Origin of the sequence: Pseudomonas moraviensis (assembly GCF_900105805.1) — a bacterium.
Taxonomy (GTDB): domain Bacteria; phylum Pseudomonadota; class Gammaproteobacteria; order Pseudomonadales; family Pseudomonadaceae; genus Aquipseudomonas; species Aquipseudomonas moraviensis_A.
Map to the genome: position 1 here is coordinate 1,396,338 of NZ_LT629788.1, position 11,209 is coordinate 1,407,546.

Consider the following 11,209-nt stretch of genomic DNA (forward strand, 5'->3'; position numbering starts at 1 on the left):
ACGGGGCATGGCGATTATCAGCGCTTTGTTGATTGCGGCGGTGGTGGCGGTGATTGCGGCGGGGATGTTGACGCGTCAGAGCGTGGCGACCCGGGCGCTGGAGGCCGATCAGCAGCGGGTGCAGGGGCGTTGGGTGGCGCAGGGTGGTCTGGAGATCAGCCGGCAGTTGCTCTGGGATGCGCGCCTGCGTGATCCGTTGACCCGGCGTGATCAGCCCTGGGCGCAGCCGCTGCTGGCGGCGGGTTTTGCCGGGCGGCTGGAGGACGAGCAGGGCAAGTTCAACCTGCGCAATCTGGTGGCCAATGAGCGGATCGATGCGGCGCAAGTGCAGGCGTTCGAGCGTTTGTGCGAGCTCGTCGGCGTGAGTGGCGTTGTCAGCCAGCGCATCCGTCAGCGGGTGATTGCCGGTTATCCGCATTTGCTCAATGCGCAAATTGGTGCGACTGGCAAAGCGGGTTTCGACAGTGGCCGCGCGACTTCGCCGGATGCCGCGCATAAACCGCAACCGCCGAAGGTGCCGATGCTGCGCACACTCGATGATCTGCGCAGCGTCGAAGGGGTCACCGATGCACTGATCGGCCAACTGGCGCCGTACGTGACGGTAATTCCGGCGACGACGTGGATCAACGGCAATACCGCTACGGCGCAGGTGCTGGCGGCGTATGTGCCGGGGCTTTCGCTGGAGCGGGCGACGGCGTTGATTGCCGAGCGTGACGCGGGGCGCTGGTTTATCAATCGCGGCGATTTTGTGAACCGCTTGCGCATGCCGCAGCTGGAAATGAGCAGCGTCAAGGTCGGCATCACCAGTGACTGGTTTCGTTTGCGCGGTGAGGCGCGACGGGATCAGCGCCGGGTCAGCCTCGACGCTTTGCTGCACCGTAGTGAAGATCGCCTGCCGCAGGTGATCTGGTCGCGGGTGGGCGCATGAGCCAGTTGCGCGTCGCTTTGCTGCCGCTGGCGGAGCTGGAGTTGCACAGCGAAGTGAGCTGCGCCTGGCTGGATCGTCAGGGGCAGGTCACTCATGAAGAGCGGCTGAGTCTTATCGAGTTGGGGCAACGGCCAAAGCAACCGCCGCTGCTGTGTTTTCTGCATCCGGCCGACAGCCTGCTCGCCAGCATTGATCTGCCGCCGCTGCCCGCGAACAAAACGGCGGCCGCTGTGCAGTGCGCGGCGCAGGCGTTGATGCTCGGCGACAGCAGCCAGATGCATATCGGCCACAGCCCTCGCGATGAGGGCGGGCAGGTGCAGATTGCCTGGGTCTCGCGGCAGCACTTGCAGCGTCTGGCTAAGGTGCTGAAGCAGGCAGGGTTGAGTCTGCGCGGTTTGTATCCGGCGCCGTATAGCCTGCCGGTTCTGCCGGGGGTTGTCGCTTGTGTAGCGGACGGTCACGTACTCAAACGCGAGAGTTTGAATAACGCGCAGGTTGAGCCGTTGCTCGGTGACGAAGTTGATGAGGCATCGTTTGAAGCCGGTTCAGCACAACGCTGGATCGGTCCCTTGCCCGGTTGGGGTTTGCACGGTGGTCTGCAGCAAACCGGCGGCGAACAACGCGGCTGGGGTCGTGCGCTCGGCTGTGTGGCTTTGGCCGTGGTCGTTTGGGTGGTCGGGCTGAATCTGTACGCCGCTCGCGAAGCGCGTCAGGGCCAGCAGTTGAAGGCGCAGATGAGTCAGCGGGTGAAACAGGCGTTTCCCGAATTACCGGTGATTCTCAACCCGCTGCAACAGGCGCGTCAGCAACTGGAGCAGCGGCAAAAAGGCGCGGTCGATGACCCGGCGCAGAACTTCAATCGGCTGGTGTTGCAGGCCGGTACAGGCATGCCGTTCATGGCCGGCAGTGTCGAGCGCCTGACTTTCCGCGACGGTGTCTTGCAACTGGCGCTACTCAGCGATGCAAACCGTGGCGGTAGCGACATGGACTGGCAAAGCACCTTGGCCCAGGCCGGCATCAGCGTCACCGCCGATGACCAAGGCTGGACCTTGCGCCCGACCGATGAATCCACCGCCAACACCAACGAAGACGACGACAGCGGAGCAGACGATGAGTAGAGCGACGCTGGCGATTTACCGTGCGCGCTGGCAGCGCTTCAGCAGCCAGTTGCAGGCGCGTTGGCAGCCGTTGGCGCTGCGTGAAAAACGCATGGTCGCCGGCATGGCGGCGGTGCTCGTCGGTCTGCTGATCTGGCTGACGCTGGTCAAGCCGCCGTTGGCCAGGATCACTTTTTGGCAGAGCGAAACGCCCAAGTTGCGCGCGCAAACCGAGGCGCTGGAAGTGCTGTTGCGCAGCGTCAATGTGCGTCCGCAAGGGCAAAGCGTTGGCGAGTCGCTGGAGCAAAGTCTGCAAGCGGCGGGGCTGGCCGGGCATTACCAATTACAAGCGGCAGACGGCGGGGCGTGGCAGTTGAATGTCGACGCCGCGCCGGCCGATGTGCTGCTGGACTGGCTGCTCAGCCAGCCGTCACAACTTTCTCTGCAGGTGGTCGAGGCGCAGTTGCAGCGCGCAAGTGAGGCCTCGACCGACGTCACCGCCGGCACATTGTCAGGCACCGTTCGCATGGATCAGGCGCAGGGCGCTAAGGAAGCTTCATGAAGGAGTCACGCTGCAAACCGGCACGTCTGGCGCTGCCGTTGTTGCTGATGGCATTGAGCGCGTGCAACAGCACGACGGCGCCGCACAATCAGCCGCCGTTATTGGTCGACAGTGAACTCGGCAGGCCGCTGGCCAACACCCAGCGCAGCGGCGATGCGGTGGCCGATCGCGAGCGTGCGCAGGCCCAGGCGCGGCCGGTGCCGAAGCAATTGCACAACATCAGTCAGCGCGGGCGCAGTAGCGGTGGCGCGCCGAGCAACTCGGTCGCGCGTAATCCGTTGGGCGAGCAGCCGGTCACGCTGAATTTCGTCGAGGCGGATATTCAGGCGGTGGTGCGTGCGCTGTCGCGTGCCACCGGGCAGCAGTTTCTCATCGATCCACGGGTCAAGGGCAATCTGACCCTGGTCTCGGAAGGTCAGGTGCCGGCCCGTCAGGCTTACGACATGCTGCTCGCGGCGTTGCGCATGCAAGGCTTCAGCGTGGTCGATGTCGGCGGCGTTGCGCAGGTGGTTCCCGAGGCCGACGCCAAACTGCTCGGCGGGCCGATCTACAGCGCCGACAAACCGGCCGGCAACGGCATGCTCACGCGCACGTTCCGCCTGCAATACGAGAACGCGGTAAACCTGATCCCGGTGCTGCGCCCGATCGTTTCGCCGAACAATCCGATCAATGCCTATCCGGGCAACAACACCGTGGTGATCACCGACTACGCCGAGAACCTTACCCGCGTCGCGCAACTGATCGAGAGCATCGACACGCCGAGCGCGATCGACACCGATGTGGTGCAGATCCAGAACGGCATCGCTGCCGATATCGCACCGATGGTGGCTGACTTGCTCGACGCACCGGGTAACGATCCGACGCAGAAAATCGCGGTGATTGGCGACCCGCGCTCGAACACCATCATCATCCGCGCCGGCAGCCCCGAGCGCACCGAGCTGGCGCGCAACCTGATCTACAAACTCGACAATGCGCAGAGCAATCCGAGCAATCTGCATGTGGTTTATCTGCGCAACGCGCAAGCGGCGAAACTGGCGCAGGCGTTGCGCGGTTTGCTCACCGGCGAGAGCGACAGCGGCAGCAGCGACGCGGCGCGATCGGTGCTCAGCGCGATGGGCAGCAGCACCGGCGGCAATGCCGGGCAGAACGGCCAGAGCAGCACGCCGAGCACGGGCACGACAACGTCGACTGGCAGCGGCGGAACTGGCGGCAGCTATGCGCAGGGCAGTGGCGGTGCGGCCAGCAATGGCGGTACGCAGAGTAGCGAACAGAACGTGGCTTTCAGCGCTGGTGGCGTGACGATTCAGGCGGATGCCACCACCAACACGCTGCTGATTTCCGCACCGGAGCCGCTGTATCGCAACTTGCGCGAGGTCATCGATTTGCTTGATCAGCGCCGTGCACAAGTGGTGATCGAAAGCCTGATCGTTGAGGTTGGCGAGGACGATGCCAGTGAATTCGGTGTGCAATGGCAGACCGGCAATCTTGGCGGCAAAGGCGTGATCGGTGGCGCCAATCTCGGCGGCGCGGGTCTCAACACGGGTGCCAAGAACAGCATCGACGTACTGCCGCAGGGTTTGAACCTCGGCTACGTCAACGGCACCGTCGACATTCCCGGCATCGGCAAGATTCTCGACCTGAAAGTGCTGGCCCGGGCGCTGAAGAGCAAGGGCGGCACCAACGTGCTGTCAACGCCGAACCTGCTGACCCTGGACAACGAAGCGGCGAGCATATTTGTCGGCCAGACCATCCCGTTTGTCAGCGGCAGCTACGTCACCGGCGGAGGGGGCACCAGCAACAACCCGTTCCAGACCGTGACCCGCGAAGAAGTCGGCCTCAAGCTCAACGTACGCCCGCAGATTTCCGAGGGCGGCACGGTGAAGCTGGATATTTATCAGGAAGTCAGCAGCATCGATGAGCGCGCCTCCAATAGCGTGACCTCGGCGGGCATCGTCACCAACAAACGTGCGATCGACACCAGCATTCTGCTCGACGATGGGCAGATTATGGTCCTAGGCGGGTTGCTGCAGGACGGTTACAGCCAGAGCAATGATGCGGTGCCGTGGCTGTCGACGATTCCGGGACTTGGCGCGCTGTTTCGCAACGAACGCCGGGCCATCACCAAGACCAACCTGATGGTATTCCTGCGCCCGTACATCATCCGCGACAGCGAAGCGGGGCGCAGCATCACCCTCAATCGCTACGACTTCATGCGCCGCGCCCAGGGCGGCTTGCAACCGGAACGCAGCTGGGCGATGCCGGACATGCAAGCGCCGCAATTGCCCGCGGCGGCCGAGGGCGTCCCACCTTCAGGTCCTCGCGCCACGATTAAAGCGGTTCCGATCGAAGCAGGCCCACGACTATGAGCCCAATGATGACTGTAGCGAGGGAGCTTGCTCCCGCTCGGGGGCGCAGCCGCCGCGAATTCGCTGCACTCGGTGTACCTGAAAAAACCGGTTTGCCGGGTTTGGGTCTGCTGCGCAGCCCAGCGGGAGCAAGCTCCCTCGCCACAGGGGGTGTGTGGGCGTTTGGGAGGGGGGGGCTCTGCATCGGCCTCCGCTGTTCAACAGTGCCCATGCCTCTGAGCCAAATGATAACTGTGGCGAGGGAGCTTGCTCCCGCTCGGGGGCGCAGCCGCCGCAACTCCGTTGTGCTCGGTGTATCTGAAAAAACTGGTTTGCCGGGTTTGGGTCTGCTGCGCAGCCCAGCGGGAGCAAGCTCCCTCGCCACTGGGGGATGTGGGCGTTTGGGAGGGATGGGCTCTGCTTCGGTCTTCGCTGTTCAACAGTGCCCACGCCCCTGAGCCGAATGATGACTGTGGCGAGGGAGCTTGCTCCCGCTCGGGGGCGCAGCCGCCGCGAATTCGCTGCACTCGGTGTATCTGAAAAAACCGGTTTGCCGGGTTTGGGTCTGCTGCGCAGCCCAGCGGGAGCAAGCTCCCTCGCCACAGGGGGTGTGTTGGAGTTTGGGAGGGATGGTCTCTGCTGCGGTCTTCGCTGTTCAAGGGTGCCCATGCCCCCGAGCCGAATGATGACTGCGAGGGAGCTTGCTCCCGCTCGGGGGCGGAGCCGCCGCGAATTCGCTGCACTCGGTGTGTCTGAAAAAACCGGTTTGCCGGGTTTGGGTCTGCTGCGCAGCCCAGCGGGAGCAAGCTCCCTCGCCACAGGGGATGTGTTGGAGTCTGGGAGTGGTGGGCTCTGCTTCGGTCTCCGCTGTTCAAGGGTGCCCACGCCCCTGAGCCGAATGATGACTGTGGCGAGGGAGCTTGCTCCCGCTCGGGGGCGGAGCCGCCGCGAATTCGCTGTGCTCGGTGTGTCTGAAAAAACCGGGTTGCCGGGTTTGGGTCTGCTGCGCAGCCCAGCGGGAGTAAGCTCCCTCGCCACAGGGGGTGTGTGGGGGTTTGGGAGGGGTGGTCTCTGCATCGGTCTCCGCTGTTCAACAGTGCCCATGCCTCTGAGCCGAATGATGACTGTGGCGAGGGAGCTTGCTCCCGCTCGGGGGCGCAGCCGCCGCAAGTCCGCTGTCCTCGGTGTATCAGAAAAAACCGGTTTGCCGGGTTTGGGTCTGCTGCGCAGCCCAGCGGGAGCAAGCTCCCTCGCCACAGGGGGGGTGTGGGCATTTGGGAGTGGTCTCTGCTTCGGTCTTCGCTTTCCAAGAGTGCCCATGCCCCTGAGCCGAATGATGACTGTGGCGAGGGAGCTTGCTCCCGCTCGGGGGCGTAGCCGCCGCAAGTCCACTGTCCTCGGTGTACCTGAAAAAACCGGTTTGCCGGGTTTGGGTCTGCTGCGCAGCCCAGCGGGAGCAAGCTCCCTCGCCACAGGGGGTGTGTGGGGGTTTGGGAGGGATGGTCTCTGCTTCGATCTCCGCTGTTCAAAAGTGCCCATGCCCCTGAGCCGAATGATGCCTGTGGCGAGGGAGCTTGCTCCCGCTCGGGGGCGGAGCCGCCGCAAGTCCACTGCACTCGGTGTCTCTGAAAAAACCGGTTTGCCGGGTTTGGGTCTGCTGCGCAGCCCAGCGGGAGCAAGCTCCCTCGCCACAGGGGGGATGTGCGCTTTTGGGAGGGGTGGTCTCTGCTTCGGTCTTCGCTGTCCAAGAGTGCCCATGCTCCTGAGCCGAATGATGACTGTGGCGAGGGAGCTTGCTCCCGCTCGGGGGCGCAGCCGCCGCGAATTCGCTGCACTCGGTGTACCTGAAAAAACCGGTTTGCCGGGTTTGGGTCTGCTGCGCAGCCCAGCGGGAGCAAGCTCCCTCGCCACAGGGGGTGTGTTGGAGTTTGGGAGGGGTGGCCTCTGTTTCGGTCTTCGCTGTTCAGTGCTCGGGCTCCCTAGCCACACGGATCAGGTGCAGTCGTGGGTCTTTGGGAGAAGTGTTTCGTGAGTAGATTGCCTTATGCCTGGGCCAAGGCGCAGCGGATTCTGCTGCGTGACGATGTGCTGACGGTGTGCCCGTCGACGCCCGGTTGGTCGATCAGTGAAGTGCGCAGGCAGTTCGGTGCGACGCAGGTCGAGCGGGTGCGCGATGATGAGCTCGACGGTTTGCTCGCCAGCGCTTACGCCGACACCGGCAGTGCGGCGGCGGTGGTCGGCGCGGCCGAGAACGAGGTCGATCTCGATCGGCTGATGCAGGACATGCCGGAAATCACCGACCTGCTCGACACCCAGGACGGCGCGCCGGTAATTCGCATGATCAACGCCTTGCTCACTCAGGCCGCGCGCGACGAGGCCAGCGACATTCACATCGAGCCGTTTGAAACCCATTCGGTGGTGCGCTACCGCGTCGACGGCACCCTGCGTGACGTGGTCTCGCCGCGCAAGGCGTTGCACGGTGCGCTGGTGTCGCGGATCAAGATCATGGCCCAGCTCGACATCGCCGAAAAACGCCTGCCCCAGGACGGGCGGATCGCGTTGCGCGTAGCGGGGCGGCCGATCGATATCCGCGTCTCGACAGTGCCGACCGGCCATGGCGAACGTGTGGTGATGCGCTTGCTCGACAAACAGGCCGGGCGCCTGCAGCTGGAAACCCTCGGCATGGACGCACAGGTGCTGGCCAGACTCGACCACCTGATCCGCCAGCCCCACGGCATCGTGCTGGTGACCGGGCCGACCGGCAGCGGCAAGACCACCAGCCTCTACGCGGCGCTGGCGCGTCTGGATGCGAGCACCAGCAACATCCTCACCGTAGAAGATCCGGTGGAATACGACCTGCCGGGGATCAGTCAGATTCAGGTCAACGCCAAGATCGACATGACCTTTGCCCTCGCACTGCGGGCGATTCTGCGGCAGGACCCGGACATCATCATGATCGGCGAGATCCGCGATCTCGAGACCGCGCAAATCGCCGTGCAGGCCTCGCTCACCGGGCATCTGGTGCTGGCGACGCTGCACACCAACGACGCAGTGTCGGCGGTCAATCGTCTGATCGACATGGGCGTCGAACCGTTCTTGCTGGCGTCATCAATGCTTGGCGTCCTTGCGCAACGTTTGGTGCGGCGCCTGTGCAATCAGTGCAAACAGGAAGACCCGGCCACCCCTGGCACTTGGCGCCCGGTCGGCTGCGCGACGTGCAACCACACCGGTTACAGCGGTCGCACCGGCATCCATGAATTGTTCTGCATCGACGACGACATCCGCACGCTGATTCACCAAGGGGCAGGGGAGCAGGCCTTGCGCGCGGCGGCGTCGAAAGCGGGGATGTTCAGCCTGCGCGAGGACGGCGAACGCTGGATTCGCAGCGGTGCCACCGCGCCGGAAGAAATCCTTCGTGTGACACGGGACGCCTGATGAATCGCTATCGTTTTGAAGCGGCGGATGCCGCGGGAAAAATCGAGTCCGGGCACCTTGAGGCGGACAGCCAGAGTGCTGCGTTCAGTGCCTTGCGCGGGCGCGGTTTGACGGCGCTGTCGGTGCACGAGGAAAGCAACGTCGCCCGACACGGTGGCGGTGGTTTGTTCAGCGCCAAACTCTCCGACAACGACCTCGCCTGGGCCACGCGGCAACTGGCGAGCCTGCTCGGCGCCAGTCTGCCGCTGGAAGCAGCGCTGAGTGCCACGGTCGAGCAGGCCGAAAAAAAACACATCGCCCAGACCCTCAGCGCCGTACGCGCCGATGTGCGCAGCGGCATGCGTCTGGCGGAATCGCTGGCGTCGCGGCCACGGGATTTCCCCGAGATCTACCGCGCGCTGATTGCCGCCGGCGAAGAGTCCGGTGATCTGGCCCAGGTGATGGAACGCCTGGCCGATTACATCGAGGAACGCAACAACCTGCGCGGCAAGATTCTTACTGCGTTCATCTATCCCGGTGTGGTCGGGCTGGTATCGATCGGCATTGTGATTTTCCTCCTCAGTTACGTGGTGCCGCAGGTGGTCAGCGCTTTTTCCCAGGCGCGGCAGGATTTACCCGGTTTGACGCTGGCGATGCTCACAGCGAGTGATTTCATTCGCGCCTGGGGCTGGTTGTGCGCAGCGATCATGGCCGGGGCGTTCTGGAGTTGGCGTTTGTACTTGCGCAGTCCGGCAGCGCGGTTGAGCTGGCATCACCGGGTGCTGAAATTGCCGCTGTTCGGGCGTTTCATTCTCGGCCTGAACACCGCGCGATTCGCATCTACGCTGGCAATTCTCGGCGGCGCGGGGGTGCCGCTGTTGCGCGCACTGGAAGCGGCGCGGCAGACCCTGTCTAACGACCGCTTGAGCCTGAGCGTCAGCGAGGCCACGGCGAAAGTGCGCGAAGGCGTCAACCTCGCCGCCGCGTTGCGGGTGGAGAATGTGTTCCCGCCGGTGCTGATTCACCTGATCGCCAGCGGCGAGAAAACCGGCTCGCTGCCGCCGATGCTTGAGCGCGCGGCGCAGACCCTATCGCGGGATATCGAACGACGGGCGATGGGCATGACCGCGTTGCTCGAGCCGCTGATGATTGTGGTGATGGGCGGGGTGGTTTTGGTAATTGTGATGGCGGTGTTGTTGCCGATTATTGAGATCAACCAACTCGTGCAATAGGCAGAATCGGTTGTGGCTGGACTGGCCCTATCGCGAGCAGGCTCACTCCTACAATTTGGAAAGCGTTCCCCTGTAGGAGCGAGCCTGCTCGCGAAAGCGCCGGTCCCGACACGAAAAAACTCAAATATTTTTCACCAGCCTCAGCACCACCCGAGCGCCAATCCGACCATCCTCGGGTTCTCCATTCTGTCATCTGCAACCACCCGCCAACGGCTCCAGCCCGATTCAGCCAAACCCGCGATCCAGACGCCCCGCGATACCCCGCGAACACCCGAGAAATCCGCACAAAAATCCCCGCGCAGCTCCCGAGGTTTTTTCCTTTATCTGTCACCGGAAACTGCGAATTTCTCCCTGCGGCTCCACCACGGTGGACCCTCCCGGTGTCATGCAAGCCTTCCGAAACCTGTGTTCCAAACCAAGTTGAAAAGGAGATTCTTCATGTTCAAGCGCACTCTGATCGCCGCCTCACTGACCGTCGCCGCTCTGGCTTCCGCCCAGGCCATGGCCGCCAACGTTACCGGTGGTGGCGCGACGCTGCCTGCCGCGCTGTACAAAGGTTCTGCCAACAGCATCCTGCCAGCCAACTTCAGCTACCTGGGCACCGGTAGCGGCACTGGCAAGAGCGCTTTCCTGACCAACAACTCGGCACTGTTCAACACCACCGGCACCGTGCACTTCGCCGGTAGCGATTCGGTACTGAGCACCGCTGAGCTGACCACTTACACCACCAACTTCGGCACTGCGTACGGCCCGCTGATCCAGCTGCCATCGGTAGCCACTTCGGTTGCCGTGCCATACAAAAAGTCCGGTCAGACCGCTTTGAACCTGACCAGCGCGCAACTGTGCGACGCGTTCTCCGGCACCAAGACCACTTGGGGTCAATTGCTCGGCACCGCTGACACCACGCCGATCCGCATCGTTTACCGCAGCACTTCCAGCGGCACCACGGAAATCTTCAGCCGTCACCTGGCGTCGATCTGCCCAACCAAGTTCGCCACCAACTCGACGTTCACCAATGCGCGCCTGCCAGCCGGTTCTGCATTGCCTTCGAACTGGGTAGGCGTTGCCGATACCGCCAACGTAGCGCCAACCGTAAACCTGGTTGACGGTTCGCTCGGTTATGTCGGTCCGGACGGTGTTGCCGCCGCCAACAACGCGGTGGTTGCCCGCGTCAACGGCGTACAGCCAACTCAGGCCAACGTAACGGCGGCGCTGTCGACCGCCGCTCTGCCGACTGATCCGACCAAACCTGAGCAGTGGGCTCCGGTGGTCGCCAACCCGGCCAGCGGTTACCCGATCTCCGCCTACACCAACCTGATCCTGGGTCAGTGCTACAAGGATGCGACTGTGGCCGCTGACGTCAAAGCGTTCCTGACCACCCACTACAGCGTGCCGGGCAACGCCGCCGCAACCCTCGCGCACGGCTTCAGCATCGTGCCAACCAACTGGAAGAACGCGATTACCGCCAACTTCGTCAGCAACACTTCGGGCAACAAGCTGGACATCAACAACGCCAGCGTGTGCAACGCCATCGGCCGCCCATAAGCCTGCGGTTTCACCCGGCAACACGAATGGCAGCCCGTTTTCGGGCTGCCATTTTTTTTGCCTTGGGGCGCCGTTACTCCTCATTC

General features: G+C 63.5%; 7 protein-coding genes. All 7 read left to right on the top strand.

Annotated elements, in window-relative coordinates; genetic code table 11:
* Positions 1-7: 7 nt before the first annotated feature.
* Positions 8-928 (top strand): type II secretion system minor pseudopilin GspK, encoded by a 921-nt coding sequence (gene gspK / locus BLU71_RS06710; protein ID WP_083352614.1) that lies wholly within the window; start codon positions 8-10, stop codon positions 926-928.
* Positions 925-2,046, top strand: a complete 1,122-nt coding sequence (gspL, locus tag BLU71_RS06715; protein WP_083352615.1) for a type II secretion system protein GspL — start codon at positions 925-927, stop codon at positions 2,044-2,046. The genes gspK and gspL overlap by 4 nt, the downstream gene beginning before the upstream one ends.
* A complete protein-coding gene (gene gspM / locus BLU71_RS06720) occupies positions 2,039-2,587 on the top strand; it encodes a type II secretion system protein GspM (protein ID WP_083352616.1) in 549 nt (182 codons plus the stop codon). Before gspL ends, gspM begins: the two co-directional genes overlap by 8 nt.
* Positions 2,584-4,953: a type II secretion system secretin GspD gene (gspD, locus tag BLU71_RS06725; protein WP_083352617.1), complete on the top strand. Its 2,370-nt coding sequence runs from the start codon at positions 2,584-2,586 to the stop codon at positions 4,951-4,953. The genes gspM and gspD overlap by 4 nt, the downstream gene beginning before the upstream one ends.
* A gap of 2,007 nt (positions 4,954-6,960) precedes the next feature.
* Entirely contained in the window at positions 6,961-8,367 is a 1,407-nt protein-coding gene (gene gspE / locus BLU71_RS06730; protein WP_083352618.1) for a type II secretion system ATPase GspE, read from the top strand.
* The gene (gspF, locus tag BLU71_RS06735; protein WP_083352619.1) at positions 8,367-9,578 is read left to right on the top strand and encodes a type II secretion system inner membrane protein GspF; all 1,212 of its coding nucleotides are present in this window, start codon (positions 8,367-8,369) and stop codon (positions 9,576-9,578) included. The genes gspE and gspF overlap by 1 nt, the downstream gene beginning before the upstream one ends.
* A 438-nt stretch (positions 9,579-10,016) precedes the next feature.
* Positions 10,017-11,123, top strand: a complete 1,107-nt coding sequence (locus tag BLU71_RS06740; RefSeq protein ID WP_064362798.1) for a substrate-binding domain-containing protein — start codon at positions 10,017-10,019, stop codon at positions 11,121-11,123.
* Positions 11,124-11,209: the final 86 nt, after the last annotated feature.